This window comes from Candidatus Kosakonia sp. 282A-S69 (assembly GCF_029433855.1).
Classification (GTDB): domain Bacteria; phylum Pseudomonadota; class Gammaproteobacteria; order Enterobacterales; family Enterobacteriaceae; genus Kosakonia; species Kosakonia cowanii_A.
The window spans coordinates 2,207,670-2,227,707 of sequence record NZ_JAROAU010000003.1 but is presented as its reverse complement, the minus strand read 5'-3'; the positions used below and the strand labels follow the sequence as shown (position 1 = coordinate 2,227,707).

Genomic DNA, 20,038 nt, shown 5'->3' with positions numbered 1-20,038 from the left:
GTCCTTAAGAAAGGTACAACCATGAAATTCAAACTCGCCCTGATTAGCGCAGCGATGATTTCAGTCAGCATGCTTTCCGGTCAGGCTTTCGCCGCCGAGAAGTATGAGATCGCCGTTGTGGCTAAAGTGACCGGGATCCCGTGGTTCAACCGCATGGAAACCGGTGTTAACGAAGCGGCAAAGAAACTGGACGTCAACGCTTACCAGACCGGGCCATCCACCCCCGATCCGGCGCAGCAGGTGAAAGTGATCGAAGATCTGATCGCGAAAAACGTTAATGCCATCATCGTGGTGCCAAACGACGCGAAGGTGCTGGAGCCGGTGCTGAAAAAAGCGCGCGACAAAGGCATTGTGGTGCTGACTCATGAATCCCCGGACCAGCAGATCGGGCAGTGGGACATCGAAACGATCGACAGTGAAAAATATGCGCAGGCCAACGTCGATGAACTGGCAAAAGATATGGGCGGTAAGGGCGGTTATGCCATTTACGTCGGTTCGCTGACCGTGCCGCTGCACAACGCCTGGGCTGATTACGCCATCAAATACCAGAAAGAGAAGTACCCGGATATGTTTGAAGTCACCTCGCGTTTGCCGGTGGCAGAGAGCATTGATAAATCCTATGCCACGACCCTTGACCTGATGAAAACCTACCCGGATCTGAAAGGGGTGATTGGTTTCGGATCGCTTGGGCCGATTGGTGCAGGGCAGGCCGTTCAGAAGAAACGCGCGAAAGATAAACTGGCAGTTGTTGGCATCGCGATGCCGGCGCAGGCTGCACCTTATCTGATGCGTGGCGACATCAAAAAAGCACTGCTGTGGGATCCGCGTGATGCCGGTTACGCACTGGTGACCGTCGCCGACCAGCTACTGCAAGGAAAAGAAGTGACATCCGACCTCTCCATCGAGGGGCTGGGTAAAGCCGATGTGGATATGAATAAGAAAGTGATCCGTTTTAATAAGATCCTCGAAGTAACAAAAGAAAACGCTAAAACACTCGGTTTCTGAGCCTTTCAGGCCACACCAGGGAACCGGAACGCCGGCCTTTCAGGCCGGCTCTTCCGCCGCAGATTTCATCCTCGCGTCCTTCATGGGCGCTGGCAGAGGTATTGTCGATGACCGACCCCACCGCATTTATCACCCTTGAGAATATCAGCAAGCAATTCCCGGGCGTGCTGGCGCTGGATAGGGTGAATTTAACCCTCAAAAAAGGCGAAGTTCACTGCCTGGCAGGGCAAAACGGCTGCGGAAAAAGCACCATCATTAAAGTGATTTCCGGCGTCTATCACCCGGAAAAGGGCGGCAGCATTGAGCTTGATGGCAAGCTTTTTCACCAGTTGACGCCACAGCTCTCCGCCCATTACGGCATTCAGGTGATCTACCAGGATCTCTCTCTGTTCCCCAATTTCAGCGTGGCGGAAAATATCGCCCTCCATCGCTATCTGCCCGGCGGCGACATCTGGGTACGCCGCGGCGCGATGCGCAAACAGGCGCTGGCGGCGATGGCGCGCATTGGCGTGCGCCTCGACCCCGATAAAAAGGTCGAAAAACTCTCTATCGCCGACCGCCAGCTGGTGGCGATCTGCCGCGCGATTGCCGCCGAAGCCCGACTGGTGATTATGGATGAGCCGACCGCGTCATTAACCCGTCAGGAGGTGAATGGGTTACTACGCGTGGTCAATGAACTAAAAGCCGCCGGTATCTGCGTGGTGTTTGTCAGCCACCGCCTCGATGAGGTGATGGAAGTGGCGGATCGCATCAGCGTGATGCGCGACGGCAAGCTAGTTGGCACCTGGCCGGCCAGCGAGCTCGATAGCCACGAACTGGCGTATCTGATGACCGGGCAGCGTTTTCATTACAGTCCGCTGCCGGAAAAACCGCCGGTCGACCAGCCGCCGATGCTGGAGCTGCGCCACTTAAGCCGCAAGGGCAAGTTCCGCGATATCAATCTTTCACTGCGCAGCGGCGAAATCGTCTCAATTGTCGGGCTGCTGGGCTCCGGGCGCACCGAACTCTGCATGAGCCTGTTTGGTATGACCAGGCCGGAAGATGGCGAAATCCGCATCAATGATAAGCCGGTAAAACTGCGTAATAACCATGATGCCATCCGCCATGGCATCGGCTATGTCTCGGAAGATCGCTTAACCCAGGGGTTGATTATGGAGCAGTCGATCTATGACAACACCATTGTCACCGTTTTCGACAAGCTCCATACCCGCAGCGGCTTGCTCGATCACGCCAAAGCAGGGCAACTGGTCAATGACCTAATCAGTAACCTCAATATCAAAGTCTCCGATCCGCAGCTGCCGGTGAAAACCCTCTCCGGCGGCAATGCCCAGCGAATTGCTATCGCAAAATGGGTTGCCACGCAGCCGCGCATCCTGATCCTTGATTCGCCGACCGTTGGCGTTGATATCGCCAACAAAGAGGGCATCTACCAGATCGCCCGCCAGCTGGCGGAGCAGGGGATGGCGGTATTGATGATTTGTGATGAGATCCCGGAAGCCTATTACAACAGCCACCGCGTGCTGGTGATGCGCCGGGGGGAACTGGTGGCGGAGTTTAATCCGCACCGCTGTAGCGAAGAGGAGATCGCGGAGGTGGTCAATGCGTAACTCGCTCGCCCGCTTGATCGGGCAACATGAGTTCTGGCTTGGCGTGCTGGTGGTTGCGCTGGCGGTCGGCCTGACGATCCGTACCGATGAGTTTTTCACCCTCGGCAATTTAACGGATGTCGCCACCAGTTATGCGATCCTCGGCATTCTGGCCTGCGGGCTGTTTGTGGTGCTGATCTCCGGCGGCATCGACATCTCCTTTCCGGCGATGACGGCGATTGCGCAATACGCGATGGCCAGTTGGGTCATTGCCCACGGCGGCAACTTTCTGCTCGCGCTGGCATTAGCGATGGCGGTGGGTTTGCTGCTCGGCTTGATCAACGGCTTCCTCGTCTACTGGCTGCGCGTACCGGCCATCATTATCACCATTGCCACCCTGAACCTCTTTTATGGCCTGCTGGTCTACGCCACCAAAGGCACCTGGCTGTATGGCTTCCCGGACTGGTTTATGAACGGCGTCAGCTGGTTCACCTTTACCGGCGCGGATGGCTATGACTACGGCCTGACCCTGCCGCTGATCTGCCTTGGCGCGACGATCATTTTTACCGCCGTGCTGATGAACTACACCCGCCTGGGACGGCAAATCTACGCCATGGGCGGCAATCGCGATGCGGCGTCACGTCTCGGGTTAAACCTGCTGAAACTGCACTTCTATGTCTACGGCTATATGGGCATTCTGGCGGGCGTTGCGGCGGTGGTGCAGGCACAGATCACTCAATCGGTGGCACCCAATTCGCTCTTCGGTTATGAGTTGACGGTGCTGGCAGCGGTGGTGCTGGGCGGAACCAGTATGTCCGGCGGACGCGGCACCTTAATCGGTACGCTGCTGGGCGTTATTCTGCTCGCCTTCCTGCAAAACGGCCTCACGCTGCTTGGCGTCTCCTCTTACTGGCACACGGTCTTTAGCGGCGCGATCATTCTGGTGAGTATCAGCGCGACCGCGTGGCACGAAAAACGCAAACTCGCAAGGGAGCTATAAGATGAAATCCATCGTCCGAATCCTGCCCGGTGATGCCATCATCCGCTTGCAATGCGTGATCATCGTCGTCGTTGCACTGATCTTCTCTCTCCTGCTCGGCGGGCGCTTTTTCAGCGTGGCTAACTTCCAGTCCATCGGATCGCAGCTACCGATCCTCGGCATGCTGGCGCTCGGCATGGGGATAACCATGCTGACCGGCGGCATCAACCTGTCGATCATTGCTGGTGCCAACGCCTGTTCGCTGGTGATGGCGGCGGTGATTGTGATGCATCCGGATAATCCGCTCTTCCTGGCGTTAGCCCTGTTTGCCGGGCTGCTGACGGCGGTGGCGATTGGGGTGCTGAATGGCACCCTGGTTGCCTGGGTGGGCGTGTCGCCGATCCTTGCTACCCTTGGCACCATGACGCTCATCTCCGGGCTCAATATTCTGCTCTCTAACGGCACGGTGATCTCCGGTTTCCCGGCGGCGATCCAGTATCTGGGAAATGCCACGATCGTCGGTATTCCGGTGGCGCTGCTGCTCTTTTTAGTGGTGGCGTTACTGCTGTGGGTGCTATTAGAGCACACCACCCTCGGACGCAGCCTCTACCTGGTGGGCTCGAACGAGCAGGCGACACGCTACAGCGGTGTCAACACCGTGCGCGTGCAGATCGCGGTATATGTCATCTCCGCGCTGCTCGGGTGGGTAGCCGCCATTCTGATGATGGCGAAATTTAACTCCGCGAAAGCGGGGTATGGCGAATCCTATCTTCTGGTAACCATTCTGGCCTCGGTGCTCGGCGGCATTAACCCGGATGGCGGCTTTGGTCGCGTGCTTGGGCTGGTGCTGGCGCTGGTGGTGCTGCAGATGCTGGAAAGTGGCTTTAATTTATTAGGTATCAGCAGCTATCTGACGATGGCGCTCTGGGGCGCGGTGCTGATCCTCTTTATCGCATTACAGAATCGTAAAGCCTGATTTCGGGAGAAAAACAATGGCGAGCTACTTTATTGGTGTGGATGTAGGGACCGGCAGCGCGCGCGCGGGCATCTTTGACCTCACGGGCCGGATGGTCAGCCAGGCCAGCAGGAGCATTGAGATCTATCGCCCGCAGGCCGATTTCGTCGAGCAATCCTCCGACAACATCTGGCAGGCGGTCTGTAATGCCGTGCGCGATGCCATCAATCAGGCCGATATCAACCCGATTCAGGTCAAAGGACTGGGCTTCGACGCCACCTGTTCGCTGGTGGTGCTGGATAAACAGGGCAACCCGTTGACCATCAGCCCCTCCGGGCGCAGCGAGCAGAACATTATCGTGTGGATGGATCACCGCGCCATCGCGCAGGCGGATCGCATCAACGCCACCCATCACCGGGTGCTGGATTACGTTGGCGGCATTATCTCCCCGGAGATGCAGACGCCAAAACTGCTGTGGCTGAAACAGCATATGCCGAACACCTGGGCGAACGCCGGCTTCTTCTTCGACTTGCCCGATTTTCTCACCTGGCGTGCCACGGGCGATGATACCCGTTCTCTCTGCTCGACGGTCTGCAAATGGACCTATATGGGTCACGAAGATAAATGGGATACCAGCTACTTCCGCCAGATTGGCCTTGAAGATCTGCTCGAACATGACGCAGAGAAGATTGGTCGCTATGTGAAAACGATGGGCGAACCGCTCGGCCGCGGTCTGTCGCAGCGCGCCGCAACTGAAATGGGGCTGATGCCGGGCACGGCGGTCAGCGTGTCGATTATTGATGCTCACGCCGGCACGCTCGGTACCCTTGGTGCCAGCGGTCCCTCTGGCGAGATGGCAGATTTTGACCGCCGTATCGCGCTGATTGGCGGCACCTCCACCGGCCATATGGCGATTTCGCCGCAGGCGCGCTTTATCAGCGGCGTCTGGGGGCCTTACTACTCGGCGGTGTTGCCGGGCTACTGGCTGAATGAGGGGGGACAGTCGGCAACCGGAGCATTGATTGATCACGTGATTCAGTCTCATCCCTGCTATGAGACGCTGCTCGCGCAGGCCAAAACCCAGGGGCAGACCATTTATGAGGTGCTGAATGCGCTGCTGCGTAAAATGGCGGGCGAGCCGGAGAATATCGCCTTTTTGACCCGCGATATTCATATCCTGCCGTACTTCCACGGCAACCGCTCGCCGCGTGCCAACCCGACGCTGACCGGTGTGATCAGCGGGTTGAAACTGTCGCGCACGCCGGAAGATATGGCGCTGCACTACCTGGCAACCATTCAGGCTATCGCCCTCGGTACGCGGCATATTATCGAAACCATGAATCAAAGCGGTTACAGCATTGATACGGTAATGGCGAGCGGTGGCGGCACCAAAAACCCGATCTTTGTGCAGGAGCACGCCAATGCCACTGGCTGCGCGATGCTGCTGCCGGAGGAGAGCGAGGCGATGCTGCTTGGCGGGGCGATGATGGGCACCATTGCGGCTGGTGTCTTTGACAGCTTCCCGGAAGCGATGTCGGCGATGAGCCGCATTGGTAAAACCGTGACGCCACAGACCAACCGCATCAAGCTCTATTACGATCGCAAATACACCGTCTTCCATGAGATGTACGCAGATCATATGAAGTACCGTGCGTTGATGCAGGAGGAGGCATGAGCGAAAGCTGGGAGCAGGCATGCAATGCCTGGCGTATCTACAGCGAAGAGATGGCGGTGCTGAGCCGCCACCTTGATTCCGCGACCTGGGCTGCGCTGATGGCGGAACTGCGCGGCTGCAAAGGAAAAATTGTTGTTACCGGCGTCGGCACCTCCGGCATTGCGGCGCGTAAAATCGCCCATATGCTGGCCTGCGTCGAGCGCCCCGCCATCTACCTGAACGCCACCGATGCCGCGCACGGCGATCTGGGTTTTGTGGGGGCAGACGATCTGGTGATTATGCTCTCGCGCGGCGGCAACTCGGAGGAGTTAACGCGGCTGCTGCCTGGGCTGGCGATGAAAGAGACGCCTATTCTCTGTGTGACGGAAAACCCCGCCTCGGCGATTGCGCTGGCATCGAGGCTGGTGATCTCCACCGGCGTGCAGCGCGAGATTGATCCGCTGAATATGCTGGCCACCACCTCCATCGTGCTGGTGCTGGCGATTTTTGACGCCGCCTGTGCCTGTCTGATGAGTGAAAGCGGATACTCAAAAGAGACGTTGCTCGCCGTCCACCCCGGCGGCGATGTCGGTTTAACGCTACGAAAAAAAGCGCCGTAAGGCGCTTTTATTACAACGATTCTGTCACTCCCGACACACTGCCGGGTGGCGGCTAAGTCTTATCGGGCTATAACCGCGGCTGAAGCCCCAAACCGCATGCCCGATAAGCGCAGCGCCATCGGGCATTTTTCCCTCTTAACCAATCGTCATCAGGCTGGCGTTACCGCCGGCTGCTGCGGTGTTAACGCTGAGCGAGCGCTCCAGCCACAGGCGTTCGAGCAGGATATTGGTTTCTCCCCGCGCAAACCCCTGAACGGAGACAATCGCGCCATCGCGTGCCGCGACGCTTTCGCACAGATGCACCAGCTGATCGGAGTCGCCGTGGAAGATCACCGCGTCAAACGGCTGCGCCATCAGGCTCTCCGCTTTGGCGAATTTGATCCGCTGGCTGACGGTTTCCGGCAACTGCTTAGCCAGATCGCGATGCAGTGTGTCGTCCTGCCACAGCGCCTGGCTGCCTGATGCCAGCACGGCAGCCAGTTGCACCAGCGCATCCTGCTCGTTATCGGCCACGCAGAGAACGCGCTCGCGCGGTGCCAGCGTCCAGCTGTTACGCTCCCCGGTTGGGCCGGGCAGCAGGCGCTGCGTACCCGCCTGCGCCAGTTCGCCGAACGCCTCGCACACCTTGTGCAACTCCGGGCGTTGGGTAGCCCAGGCGGTCAGCGCCGCCAGCGGCTGGGTCAGCACGGCTTTCACCTGCGCATCCAGTGGACGCTCGGCGTCGTGGCGCGACAGCGTTTTCATCACCGCTTTCTCCGGGCGGCTACTCAGCAGGCGATAGAGATAGAGCGGCCCACCGGCTTTTGGCCCGGTGCCTGACAACCCTTCGCCGCCAAACGGCTGCACGCCAACCACTGCGCCGACCATATTGCGGTTGACGTAGAGGTTACCCACGTGAGCATTGCCGGTAACCTGAGCGATGGTTTCGTCAATACGCGTGTGCACACCCAGCGTGAGGCCGTAGCCGGAGGCATTAATCTGCTCCAGCAGCTGATCAAGCTGGTTACGTGAATAGCGCACCACGTGCAGCACCGGACCAAAGATCTCTTTTTTCAGCTCGTCGAAGCTTTCCAGTTCAATCAGCGTTGGCGGTACAAACGTACCGGTGCGCCACTCGCGGGCATCTTCGCTATTTTCACGTACCGCCTGGTAGACAGTGCGGCCTTTCGCCTGCATCGCCTGGATATGCTTCTCAATATTGGCTTTGGCTTCGGCATCAATCACCGGGCCAATGTCGGTGGAGAGACGTCCCGGATTGCCCATCCGGCACTCGGCCATCGCGCCGCGTAGCATGGTCAGCGTATGGTCAGCGATATCCTCCTGCAGACAGAGCACGCGCAGCGCCGAGCAGCGCTGACCAGCGCTGTCAAACGCCGAGGCGACCACATCAATCACCACCTGTTCCGTCAGCGCCGAGGAGTCGACAATCATCGCGTTCATGCCGCCGGTTTCGGCGATAAGCGGCGTCGGGCGGCCCTGGGCATCCAGACGGGTGGCGATGTTGCGTTGCAGGAGCGTAGCGACATCGGTGGAGCCGGTAAACATCACCCCGCGCACGCGCGCATCGCCGGTCAGCTGTGCGCCCACCGTTTCACCGCGCCCTGGCAGCAGTTGCAGTACGCCTGCCGGTACGCCTGCCTCAAGCAGGATCTTCACGCCCTGGGCGGCAATCAGCGGGGTTTGCTCCGCCGGTTTTGCCAGCACGCTGTTACCGGCCGCCAGCGCGGCGGCAATCTGCCCGGTAAAGATCGCCAGCGGGAAGTTCCACGGGCTGATACAGACCACCGGCCCAAGCGGGCGATGGGTCTCATTATCGAAATCGTTGCTTACCTGGCCGGCATAGTAGTGCAGGAAATCGACCGCTTCGCGCACTTCCGCGATGGCGTTGCTGAAGGTTTTGCCCGCTTCGCGCACCAGAATACCAATAAGCGTTTGCAGATTATCTTCCATCAGCACCGCGGCGCGCTGCAAAATGGCTCCGCGCTCCTGCGGAGGCGTTGCAAACCAGATCGGCGCATGGTTAACCGCATTCTCCAGCGCCTGGCTTACCTGCGCTTCACTCGCCTCTATCACGTAGCCGACAACATCTTTCGGCTCTGCCGGGTTGATCACCGCAATCGCTTCTCCCTCCATCACCGGCTCTTCGAGCATCGGATGGGCATACCACTTCTGCGCCGCACTGTTGAGCAGGGCAGAGGAGAGGGAGGCGAGACGGTGTTCGTTCGCCAGGTCGAGACCGGCCGAGTTGACGCGCCCTTCGCCATAGAGTGCGCGTGGCAGGGCAATTTTCGGATGTGGCAGTCCCACCTGGCCCTCCTGGGCGGCGAGTTTTTCCACTTCCGTTACCGGGTCAGCGACCAGCGCATCCAGTGGCAGAGTGTTATCCGCAATGCGGTTAACGAACGAGGTATTAGCCCCGTTTTCCAGCAGACGGCGCACCAGATACGCCAGCAGGGTTTCATGGGTGCCGACCGGGGCATAAATACGGCACGGTCGGTTGAGCTTGCCATCGGCGACCTTGCCGACCACCTGCTCATAGAGCGGTTCACCCATGCCGTGCAGGCACTGGAACTCATACTGGCCCGGATAGTAGTTCTGCCCGGCTAACTGGTAGATCGCCGCCAGCGTATGAGCGTTATGGGTCGCAAACTGCGGATAGATCAGGTTTGGCACCGCCAGCAATTTTTTCGCGCAGGCAAGATAAGAGACATCGGTGTAGACCTTGCGGGTATAGACCGGGTAGCCCTCAAGGCCTTCCATCTGCGCACGCTTAATTTCGCTGTCCCAGTACGCGCCTTTTACCAGACGGATCATCAGGCGACGACGACTGCGGGTCGCCAGTTCAATCAGGTAATCAATCACAAACGGGCAGCGTTTCTGGTAAGCCTGAATCACAAAGCCGATGCCGTTCCAGCCCGCCAGCTCTGGCTCGAAGCAGAGTTTTTCCAGCAGGTCGAGGGAGATCTCCAGTCGGTCGGCCTCTTCAGCATCGATGTTAATACCAATATCGTACTGACGCGCCAGCAGGGTTAAGGATTTCAGGCGTGGGTAGAGCTCATCCATAACGCGGTCATACTGCGCACGACTGTAGCGCGGATGCAGTGCTGACAACTTGATGGAGATGCCAGGGCCTTCATAGATGCCGCGGCCGTTGGAGGCTTTACCAATGGCATGGATGGCCTGCTGGTAAGAGACCATATAGGCCTGCGCATCGGCGGCGGTCAGCGCCGCTTCGCCGAGCATATCGTAGGAGTAGCGGAACCCTTTCTCCTCCAGCTTACGGGCGTTGGCCAGCGCTTCCGCGATGGTCTCGCCGGTCACAAACTGCTCGCCCATCAGCCGCATCGCCATATCGACCCCTTTGCGGATCAGCGGCTCGCCGCTCTTACCGATAATGCGGTTCAGGGAGCGGGAGAGATTGGCTTCGTTATGGGTAGAGACCAGGCGACCGGTAAACAGCAGACCCCAGGTGGCGGCGTTCACAAACAGTGAAGCGCTGCGGCCAATGTGGGATTGCCAGTTACCGTTACTGATTTTGTCGCGGATCAGCGCATCGCGCGTCGCTTTATCAGGAATACGCAGCAGCGCTTCGGCGAGGCACATCAGCGCCACACCCTCCTGGGAGGAGAGAGAGAACTCCTGCAGCAGGCTCTGCACCATGCCCGCGCGTCCGGTTGCGGTTTTTTGGTTACGCAATTTTTCGGCCAGCTGGTACGCCAGCTTATGGGCGCTCTCAGCTACCGGTTGCGGCAGGCGCGCCTGCTCAAGCAGCATCGGCACGGCATCGGTTTCTGCCCAGCGCCAGGCGCTGGTGATTGCGGCGCGGGAGACCGACTGCGGCAGGATCTGCTCGGCAAAGTCGAGGAACGGCTGCGGGCTTTCGTCAATCACCGCGCTGGCCTCCTCTTCATGCACGCTGTGCGCCTGGGCGCCAGCCAGCTCCGGCAATCCTTCGCTGCTCTCCAGCTTTTCGAGGAAATTAAAAATAGCTTGTTTAATTAACCAGTGCGGCGTGCGGTCAATGGTCGCTGCGGCAGCTTTAATCCTTTCGCGCGTGGCGTCGTCAAGCTTGACCCCCATGGTGGTGGTGCCCATGCGTTGCTCCTGTTTATATGGTGTTTTGCACATTAGGCTGAAATATCCACCATGTTGCAACTTTGTGCAACCTTGTTAATTGTGAGCTGGCTGGCAAGGTGAAAAATGAACGAATTGTTAATTAATAAAAGAGGTGGCTGGAACGGTACGAAGTGCTGCAAACCCAGGATTTATGCGGTTGCTAACACTTTTAAAAGGTGCAACCTTTAAAAATGTGACGGAGTGCAACCTATAACAAAATCCTATTCCCGGCGGGATATCTTCGATGTAAATGGTGTGTTAAATCAATTGTGAATAACGGAGGGTTCCGGCAGGATACGGGCGCTTCTAATAATACATACGCACCGTCGCTACGTTCCGGCGATGGATAAAAGCGGCAAAGTGATATTTGTCGATGAAGATCCTGGAGACTATTTTGATGGCAATAAGCACACCGATGATGGTGACCTTTCTTGTTTATATCTTTGGCATGATCCTGATCGGTTTTATTGCCTGGCGATCAACAAAAAACTTTGATGACTACATTCTCGGTGGCCGCAGTCTCGGGCCATTAGTGACGGCATTATCGGCCGGTGCGTCTGATATGAGCGGCTGGCTGCTGATGGGGCTGCCGGGAGCGATCTTTATCTCCGGCATCTCTGAAAGCTGGATTGCCATTGGCCTGACCGTCGGTGCCTGGGTCAACTGGAAGCTGGTGGCGGGGCGTCTGCGCGTCCATACCGAAGCGAATAATAACGCTCTGACGCTGCCGGACTACTTCACCGGCCGGTTTGAAGATAACAGCCGCCTGCTGCGCATTATCTCGGCGGTGGTGATTCTGATCTTCTTCACCATCTACTGTGCCTCCGGCATTGTGGCGGGGGCGCGTCTGTTCGAAAGCACCTTCGGCATGAGCTACGAAACAGCGCTGTGGGCCGGTGCGGCAGCAACGATCATTTATACCTTTATCGGCGGCTTCCTCGCCATCAGCTGGACCGACACCGTGCAGGCCAGCCTGATGATCTTCGCCCTGATCCTTACCCCGGTGATTGTGATTATCTCCGTCGGCGGTTTTGGTGATTCGCTGGAAGTGATCAAGCAGAAGAGCATTGAAAATATCGATATGCTGAAAGGCCTCAACTTTGTCGCCATCGTCTCGCTGATGGGCTGGGGACTGGGCTACTTCGGTCAGCCGCATATTCTGGCGCGCTTTATGGCAGCGGATTCCCACCATACCATCGTGCATGCGCGTCGTATCAGCATGACCTGGATGATCCTCTGCCTGGCGGGCGCAGTGGCGGTCGGTTTCTTCGGCATCGCCTACTTTGATACCAACCCGTCGCTGGCGGGCGCGGTAAACCAGAACGCCGAGCGCGTCTTTATTGAACTGGCACAGCTGCTGTTTAACCCGTGGATTGCCGGTATTCTGCTGTCGGCGATCCTTGCTGCGGTAATGTCAACTCTGAGCTGCCAGCTGCTGGTCTGCTCCAGTGCGATTACGGAAGATTTCTACAAAGCGTTCTTGCGTAAAGGCGCCAGCCAGAAAGAGCTGGTGTGGGTTGGCCGTGCGATGGTGCTGGTTGTTGCGCTGGTGGCAATTGCGCTGGCGGCAAACCCGGAAAACCGCGTGCTGGGCCTGGTGAGCTATGCGTGGGCCGGTTTCGGTGCGGCGTTTGGCCCGGTGGTGCTGCTCTCGGTGATGTGGTCACGCATGACGCGTAACGGCGCGCTGGCGGGGATGATTATCGGTGCGGTGACCGTTATCGTCTGGAAACACTTCGGCTGGCTGGGCCTGTATGAAATCATCCCTGGTTTCGTCTTCGGCAGCCTCGGGATTGTGGTCTTCAGCCTGATCGGCAAAGCGCCGTCTGCCGCCATGCAGCAGCGCTTCGCAGAGGCGGATGCCCATTACCGCTCTGCGCCGGCAGTTCGCGCGCAGGCGAAGTAAATCTCCCTATTAATAAAACCCGCTGCGGCGGGTTTTTTTGTTGCTAAATCATGGCGATTACGCTGATATCTCCCGACAACTAACCGTGAGGGCAGGGGAATGAAAACAATAAAATTAGGTATGGCATTGATGGTGGCCGGTCTGCTGGCGGGCTGTAATGCGCCGGCGCAAAAGCCGCAACCTATCGCGCAACAGTGCGCACCAACGGATCGCATGGAGCAAACGACGCTCTATTTCGGCCTTAATCGCCCGGCAGGTAAAGCGATTACCGCCCAGGAGTGGCAGCAGTTTGTTGATGGCGATGTGACGCCGCGTTTTCGTGAGGGGTTAACGGTGTTTGATGCGCGCGGTCAGTGGCTTGGCCGTGATGGCAAAGTGGCGCGGGAGCCGAGTAAAGCGTTGATGCTGATCCACGCTAAGGATGCGCAAAGCGATAAAAAAATCGATGACCTGCGCGGGATCTATAAATCGCGTTTCGCCCAGGAGTCGGTGATGCGCGTCGATCAAGCGGTCTGCGTCCAGTTCTGATGGACTCCCTCTCCCGCAACGGGAGAGGGGATATGCCTTTAGAGCACTACACCGGCAAACGCCGCGGAGAGCAGGCTCACCAGCGTTGCACCGTACACCAGCCGCAGGCCGAAGCGCGAAACCGCATTACCCTGCTGTTCATTCAGCCCCTTGATGGCACCCGCCACAATGCCGATGGAGGCAAAGTTGGCGAAGGAGACCAGGAAGACCGAGAGAATGCCCAGCCCGCGCGGGCTCATCTGTGGGGCAACCTTTTGCAGTTCAATCATCGCCACAAACTCATTCGCCACCAGCTTGGTCGCCATAATGCTGCCTGCCGACAGCGCATCGCTCAGTGGGATGCCAATCAGCCACGCCAGCGGGTAGAAGACGTAGCCGAGCAGTTGCTGGAAGCTGATGCCAAAAAGTGCCGAGAAGAGGGCATTAACGGCGCTGATGAGCGCAATAAAGCCAATCAGCATCGCCAGAATAATCATCGCCACTTTAAAGCCAGCGAGAATGTATTCACCAAGCATCTCGAAGAAGCTTTGCGATTCATGGAGCTTCTCCAGCTTGATCTCCGCTTCGTTCTGCCCGCGCGACGGGTTGATCACCGACAAAATGATAAAGGTGCTGAACATATTGAGGATCAGCGCCGCAACCACATATTTCGCATCGAGCATCGTCATATAGGCACCGACAATCGACAGCGATACCGTCGACATGGCCGTCGCTGCCATGGTGAACATCCGGCGCGATGAGAGATCCGCCAGAATCCCTTTATAGGCAATGAAGTTCTCCGACTGGCCGAGGATCAGCGAGCTGACGGCGTTAAAGGACTCCAGCTTACCCATGCCGTTAAGCTTTGAGAGCAGTGTCCCGATCAGGCGGATAAAGATCGGCAGAATACGCCAGTGCTGCAAAATCCCAATCAGCGCCGAGATAAAGACGATGGGGCAAAGGACGCCGAGGAAGATAAACGCCAGCCCTTTTTCGCTCATGCCGCCAAAGACGAAGCCGGTTCCTTCGGCGGCAAATTTCAGCAGCACCTCAAAGAAGCCGGAGACATATTTAATCAGCGTCAGTCCGCTCTGGGCATGTAAAAAGAACCAGGCCAGCGCCAGTTCAATCACAATCAGTTGCAGGATGAAACGAAAAGGAATGCGCTTGCGGTCGAAACTCACCAGCCAGGCCAGCGCAAGAATCGCCACCAGCGCCAGCAGAAAATGTAGAAAATTGAGCATAGTTTGGGTGTAGCCAGGGTAAACGAAACGGGCGTTTATTTAGCCACAGGCTGTGCAGGCGGTAAACAGAAAGATAATGCTTCGTTAGCTAACTTTTTTCTGCTTTTCAACGGCTTCTGCATAAGAGAAATGAGAGAATCATTAGCCTGCTAGCCGGTTACATCCGGTTATCATTCTCAACATATTTTTCGCTTGAGTTTCTTTCTGCCGTAATGATAATCACTATCAATGCAATTTACCTTTCTTTGCAACCTTTGACGGTGCATAACACAAGGGCGGTTCTATGTTTGTCCCATTCCTCATTATGTTGCGTGAGGGTCTTGAAGCGGCCCTGATTGTCAGCCTTATTGCCAGCTACCTGAAACGTACCCAACGCGGGCGCTGGATCAGCGTGATGTGGGTCGGCGTTTTTCTCGCCGCCGCGCTCTGTCTTGGGCTTGGTATCGCCATTAATGAAACCACCGGCGAATTCCCGCAAAGAGAGCAGGAGCTGTTCGAAGGTATTGTCGCGGCGATTGCGGTGGTGATCCTTACCTGGATGGTGTTCTGGATGCGCCGCGTGTCGCGCAACGTCAAAGTGCAGCTGGAGCAGGCCGTTGATACCGCGCTGGCGCGCAGTAATAACCACGGCTGGGCACTGATCCTGATGGTCTTTTTCGCCGTCGCCCGTGAAGGGCTGGAGTCGGTCTTCTTCCTGCTGGCGGCGTTCCAACAAGATGTCGGCATCTGGCCCCCGCTCGGCGCCGTGCTCGGCCTCGCCACCGCCGTAGTGCTCGGTTTTCTGCTCTACTGGGGCGGCGTTCGCCTCAATCTCGGCGCGTTCTTCAAATGGACCAGCCTGTTTATCCTCTTCGTTGCCGCCGGTCTTGCCGCAGGCGCGATCCGCGCTTTCCACGAAGCGGGCTTGTGGAACCACTTCCAGGATGTGGCCTTTGACTTAAGCAACGTGCTGACGACCCATTCGCTGACCGGCACGCTGCTGGAGGGGATTTTTGGTTATCAGGAGACGCCTAGCGTCAGCGAAGTGGCGGTCTACTTCCTCTATTTAATCCCGGCGCTGGTGCTGTTTGTGTTACCACCGCGCGCCGGTGCGCAGCCATCACGCGCGGCGCCATAAGTCTCTATAACGATTCTTAGTTACAACACACTTATAAAAGGGAAGGGTCATGGCAATTCTTTTTAGACGTAGCACAGTAGAAATCGGGCTCGCCGCGCTGATGGCGTGCGCGTTTGGGGCTCAGGCAGCGGATGTGCCGCAGGTAAAAGTGACGGTGACGGATAAGCAGTGCGAACCGATGAACCTGACGGTCAATGCCGGCAAAACCCAGTTTGTCATCCTCAACCACAGCCAGAAAGCGCTGGAGTGGGAGATCCTCAAAGGGGTGATGGTGGTTGAAGAGCGCGAAAACATCGCGCCGGGCTTCAGCCAGAAGCTCACCGCCAACCTGCAGCCGGGCGAATATGAGATGACCTGCGGCCTGTTAACCAACCCGAAAGGCAAATTGGTGGTCAAAGGTGAAGCGACGACCGATGCGGCGAAAGGGGATGCACTGCTGAGCCTTGGCGAGGCGATCACCGCCTATAAAGCCTATGTCGTTGGCGAAACCGCGCAGCTGGTCTCCGGCACCAAAGCGTTCACCGATGCGGTAAAAGCGGGCGATATTGAAAAAGCGAAAGCGCTCTACGCGCCGACGCGTCAGCACTACGAGCGCATCGAGCCGATTGCTGAACTCTTCTCCGATCTCGATGGCAGCATTGATGCCCGTGAGGATGATTACGAGCAGAAGGCCGCCGATCCGAAATTCACCGGTTTCCACCGCCTCGAGAAGGCACTGTTTGGTGATAACAGCGTCAAAGGCATGGAGAGCTATGCCGATAAGCTCAATCACGATGTGCTTGAACTGCAAACCCGCATCAATGAACTGGCCTTCCCGCCATCAAAAGTGGTGGGCGGCGCAGCCGGGCTGATTGAAGAGGTGGCGGCGAGCAAAATCAGCGGCGAAGAGGATCGTTACAGCCATACCGATCTGTGGGATTTCCAGGCCAATATCGAAGGCGCGCAGAAGATTGTCGACCTGCTGCGTCCGCAGCTGCAAAAAGAGAACGGCGCGCTATTGGCGAAAGTAGACGCCAACTTTAAGAAAGTAAACGCAATTTTAGCGAAGTACCGCACCAAGACGGGCTTTGAGACCTATGACAAGCTGACCAATGCCGATCGTAATGCGCTGAAGGGGCCAATCACCACCCTGGCGGAAGATCTGGCGCAGCTGCGCGGCGTACTTGGGCTGGATTAATCATGAAGCAGCATGATGAACACGACGTCAGCGAACCTTCGCGGCGTCGGTTATTAAAAGGGATGGGCGCGCTGGGTGGCGCGCTTGCTCTCGCGGGTGGTTGCCCGGTGGCGCATGCGGCAAAACCGCAAAGCGCGCCGGGAACGCTGTCACCCGACTCGCGCATGGAAAAGCAGCCGTTCTATGGCGATCACCAGGCGGGCATCTTAACGCCGCAGCAGGCAGCAATGATGCTGGTGGCGTTTGATGTGCTGGCGACGGATAAAGCCGATCTTATCCGCCTGTTTCGCCTGCTCACCGAGCGGATTGCCTTCCTGACCGCGGGCGGCCCGGCACCGGAGACGCCAAATCCGCGTCTGCCACCGATGGATTCCGGCATTCTGGGGCCCTTTATCGCCCCGGATAACTTAACGATGACGGTCTCTGTCGGATCTGCGCTGTTTGATGAACGCTTTGGTCTCTCGGCGCAGAAACCGAAGAAGTTGCAGAAGATGATGCGTTTTCCTAATGACTCTCTCGACGCCGCGCTCTGCCATGGCGATCTGTTGCTGCAGATCTGCGCCAACACGCAGGATACGGTTATCCACGCGCTGCGCGATGTGATCAAGCACACGCCCGATCTGCTCAGCGTGCGCTGGAAGCGGGAAGGGTTTATCTCCGACCACGCCGCGCGCAGCCGGGGGAAAGAGACGCCGGTGAACCTGCTCGGCTTCAAAGATGGCACCGCGAATCCCGACAGCAGCGATGCGCCACTGATGAATGAGATCGTCTGGGTGACCCGTGATCAGGGGGAGCCGGCATGGGCGGTAGGCGGCAGCTATCAGGCGGTGCGCATTATCCAGTTCCACGTTGAGTTCTGGGATCGCACGCCGCTGAAAGAGCAGCAGACCATTTTCGGGCGCGATAAAAAGAGTGGAGCGCCGCTCGGCATGCAGCACGAGCATGATGTGCCCGATTACGCCAGCGATCCCGAGGGCAACATTATCGCCCTCGACAGCCATATCCGCCTGGCGAACCCGCGCACGAAAGAGACGCAGGCGAACCTGATGATGCGCCGGGGCTACAGCTACTCTCTTGGCGTCACCAACTCCGGCCAGCTGGATATGGGACTGCTGTTTGTCTGTTACCAGCACGATCTGGAGAAGGGCTTCCTGACCGTGCAAAAAAGGCTCAATGGCGAAGCGCTGGAGGAGTACATTCGGCCCATTGGCGGCGGTTTCTTCTTCGCCTTACCTGGCGTAAAGTCAACGCAGAGCTATCTTGCGCAATCTCTTCTCGAAGCGTGAAGATCCTATCCTGCCCTCTCGGGCAGGATATTCTGTTATCTGTAGCAATTTGACATACTTTTTCTGCCATCCACGCATAATTTTAATGTATTAGAAAGTATCTGTTATATTTCTGTAATATTCATCGAAGAGACTCTGTGAAGCGACGCAGGGTGCGTAGCTGTTAATGTTTGGTAAAAACATTGTTGCATTGATGCTACGCTTTAGATGAGCAGTTCATTCGGTTATCCCTGCGGTGATGAAGTCTTCTGGAGATCGCGGATGGTAAAGTGCTGTAGTGGACAGACAAAAAGACCTCGCAAAACCCGGCCCGGGGAGCACTCCTCCGGCGACGACTTTTTCACCCCTGATTTCTCCTCCTGTTTTTTAACTCCTTCTGACGATGTGGCAGACGGTTTTGCTGTTCGTTGCGCCATGTCATTTTCAAAGGCAAGCCATGGCTTACAAGGAAGCCAACCCTCAGACGTTCGTGCGCATAATCGCATCGATTTCGATGCGTGTGATGTAAACCAACAACTCAAGGTGCTATCCATGGGAAGACAGAAAGCAGTGATCAAAGCTCGTCGTGAAGCGAAACGCGTGCTGAGACGTGATTCACGTAGCCATAAACAGCGTGAAGAAGAGTCGGTCACCTCGCTTGTGCAGATGAGTGGTGTAGAAGCAATTGGCATGGCGCGGGATTGCCGTGATAACTCTCCGATTGCTGCCCGCAATGAGGCTCAGGCGCATTATTTACATGCGATTGAGACTAAGCAGTTAATTTTCGCCACTGGCGAAGCGGGTTGTGGGAAAACGTGGATTAGCGCGGCGAAAGCTGCAGAGGCTCTGATCCATAAGGATGTGGAGCGGATTATTGTGACCCGGCCGGTTCTGCAAGCTGATGAAGATCTCGGCTTCTTACCCGGCGATATCTCGGAGAAGTTCGCACCCTATTTCCGGCCCGTCTATGACGTGCTGTTGAAACGTCTTGGTGCGTCCTTTATGCAATACTGCCTGCGCCCGGAAATTGGCAAGGTGGAGATCGCGCCGTTCGCCTATATGCGCGGACGTACGTTTGAAAATGCGGTGGTCATTCTTGACGAGGCCCAGAATGTCACCGCTGCGCAAATGAAGATGTTTTTAACGCGCCTCGGGGAAAACGTGACCGTGATTGTCAACGGCGATATCACCCAGTGCGATCTACCCTCCGGCGTTAAATCGGGGCTGAGTGATGCGCTGGCACGTTTTGAAGAGGACGAGATGATTGGTGTGGTGCGCTTTAATAAAGACGACTGCGTACGCTCCGCCCTCTGCCAGCGCACGTTGAAAGCCTACGATTAAGCAGCGTGCAAATTATCGTTAGCGTTAAAACCCGGGAAACCGGGTTTTATTTTTTGTGGGGCAGGGAAGGCGGAATCTTGTGGGCCGGATAAGGCGAAGTGTGTAGGCCTGATAAGGCGAAGCCGCCATCAGGCAATGGCTCCGCTGCCGACGTGTGTACCGGGAGGGATTGACTCGCTCTGCTCGCCCTGCGGGCTGTCGCCCGCTGTCGAACCCCGGTCGGGGGTTCTCATCCCCCCTGACGCGGAGGTACATGCGAAAAAAAGCCCGCATTTTCACGCGAGCTCTTCTTCGAAGAATGGCGGTGAGGGGGGGATTGACTCGCTTCGCTCGCCCTGCGGGCAGCCCACTCGCTGCGCTCGTGGTCTGTCCAGCGGGCTGTCGCCCGCTGTCGAACCCGGTCGGGGGTTCTCATCCCCCCTGGCGCGGAAGTACATGCGAAAAAAAGCCCGCATTTTCACGCGAGCTCTTCTTCGAATAATGGCGGTAAGGGGGGGATTGACTCGCTTCGCTCGCCCTGCGGGCAGCCCACTCGCTGCGCTCGTGGTCTGTCCAGCGGGCTGTCG

At 57.3% G+C, this 20,038-nt stretch carries 14 protein-coding genes; 12 read left to right on the top strand and 2 right to left on the bottom strand.

Going from position 1 to position 20,038, the window contains the following annotated elements:
- Window positions 1-21 precede the first annotated feature (21 nt).
- The 6 genes from PU683_RS16300 (at window position 22) to PU683_RS16275 (ending at window position 6,799) form a co-directional block, all read left to right on the top strand.
- A complete protein-coding gene (locus PU683_RS16300; RefSeq protein WP_277173282.1) occupies window positions 22-1,005 on the top strand; it encodes an autoinducer 2 ABC transporter substrate-binding protein in 984 nt (327 codons plus the stop codon).
- Between the two features lie 107 nt (window positions 1,006-1,112).
- Window positions 1,113-2,612, top strand: coding sequence for a sugar ABC transporter ATP-binding protein (locus PU683_RS16295; protein WP_277173280.1), 1,500 nt, complete (start codon window positions 1,113-1,115; stop codon window positions 2,610-2,612).
- Window positions 2,605-3,591 carry an ABC transporter permease gene (locus PU683_RS16290; RefSeq protein ID WP_277173278.1) on the top strand — a complete coding sequence of 329 codons (987 nt, stop codon included), beginning with the start codon at window positions 2,605-2,607 and terminating at the stop codon, window positions 3,589-3,591. The genes PU683_RS16295 and PU683_RS16290 overlap by 8 nt, the downstream gene beginning before the upstream one ends.
- 1 nt (window position 3,592) lies before the next feature.
- Window positions 3,593-4,546: an ABC transporter permease gene (locus tag PU683_RS16285; RefSeq protein ID WP_277173276.1), complete on the top strand. Its 954-nt coding sequence runs from the start codon at window positions 3,593-3,595 to the stop codon at window positions 4,544-4,546.
- Window positions 4,547-4,562: 16 nt separating this feature from the next.
- A complete protein-coding gene (locus PU683_RS16280) occupies window positions 4,563-6,200 on the top strand; it encodes an FGGY-family carbohydrate kinase (protein ID WP_277173274.1) in 1,638 nt (545 codons plus the stop codon).
- Window positions 6,201-6,250: 50 nt separating this feature from the next.
- On the top strand, window positions 6,251-6,799 hold the full coding sequence (locus tag PU683_RS16275) for an SIS domain-containing protein (RefSeq protein ID WP_431190964.1): 549 nt from the start codon (window positions 6,251-6,253) through the stop codon (window positions 6,797-6,799).
- A gap of 135 nt (window positions 6,800-6,934) precedes the next feature.
- On the opposite strand, the gene putA is transcribed toward PU683_RS16275, so the two are convergent.
- Window positions 6,935-10,894 (bottom strand): trifunctional transcriptional regulator/proline dehydrogenase/L-glutamate gamma-semialdehyde dehydrogenase, encoded by a 3,960-nt coding sequence (gene putA, locus PU683_RS16270; RefSeq protein WP_277173270.1) that lies wholly within the window; start codon window positions 10,892-10,894, stop codon window positions 6,935-6,937.
- 418 nt (window positions 10,895-11,312) lie between these two features.
- Here putA and putP point away from each other — a divergent pair, with 418 nt between their 5' ends.
- The gene (gene putP / locus PU683_RS16265) at window positions 11,313-12,821 is read left to right on the top strand and encodes a sodium/proline symporter PutP (RefSeq protein WP_277173269.1); all 1,509 of its coding nucleotides are present in this window, start codon (window positions 11,313-11,315) and stop codon (window positions 12,819-12,821) included.
- Between the two features lie 99 nt (window positions 12,822-12,920).
- A complete protein-coding gene (locus tag PU683_RS16260) occupies window positions 12,921-13,349 on the top strand; it encodes a DUF3574 domain-containing protein (RefSeq protein WP_277173267.1) in 429 nt (142 codons plus the stop codon).
- 38 nt (window positions 13,350-13,387) lie between these two features.
- Here PU683_RS16260 and PU683_RS16255 read toward each other — a convergent pair whose 3' ends face one another.
- A complete protein-coding gene (locus PU683_RS16255) occupies window positions 13,388-14,572 on the bottom strand; it encodes a NupC/NupG family nucleoside CNT transporter (protein WP_277173265.1) in 1,185 nt (394 codons plus the stop codon).
- Window positions 14,573-14,855: 283 nt separating this feature from the next.
- Between PU683_RS16255 and efeU the strand changes: the two genes are divergently transcribed.
- The 4 genes from efeU (at window position 14,856) to phoH (ending at window position 19,472) form a co-directional block, all read left to right on the top strand.
- Entirely contained in the window at window positions 14,856-15,689 is an 834-nt protein-coding gene (gene efeU / locus PU683_RS16250) for an iron uptake transporter permease EfeU (RefSeq protein WP_277173263.1), read from the top strand.
- A 49-nt stretch (window positions 15,690-15,738) separates the two neighbouring features.
- Window positions 15,739-16,866 carry an iron uptake system protein EfeO gene (efeO, locus tag PU683_RS16245; RefSeq protein ID WP_277173261.1) on the top strand — a complete coding sequence of 376 codons (1,128 nt, stop codon included), beginning with the start codon at window positions 15,739-15,741 and terminating at the stop codon, window positions 16,864-16,866.
- Between the two features lie 2 nt (window positions 16,867-16,868).
- Window positions 16,869-18,152 carry an iron uptake transporter deferrochelatase/peroxidase subunit gene (efeB, locus tag PU683_RS16240; protein WP_277173259.1) on the top strand — a complete coding sequence of 428 codons (1,284 nt, stop codon included), beginning with the start codon at window positions 16,869-16,871 and terminating at the stop codon, window positions 18,150-18,152.
- A 531-nt stretch (window positions 18,153-18,683) separates the two neighbouring features.
- The gene (phoH, locus tag PU683_RS16235; protein ID WP_023481530.1) at window positions 18,684-19,472 is read left to right on the top strand and encodes a phosphate starvation-inducible protein PhoH; all 789 of its coding nucleotides are present in this window, start codon (window positions 18,684-18,686) and stop codon (window positions 19,470-19,472) included.
- Window positions 19,473-20,038 lie beyond the last annotated feature (566 nt).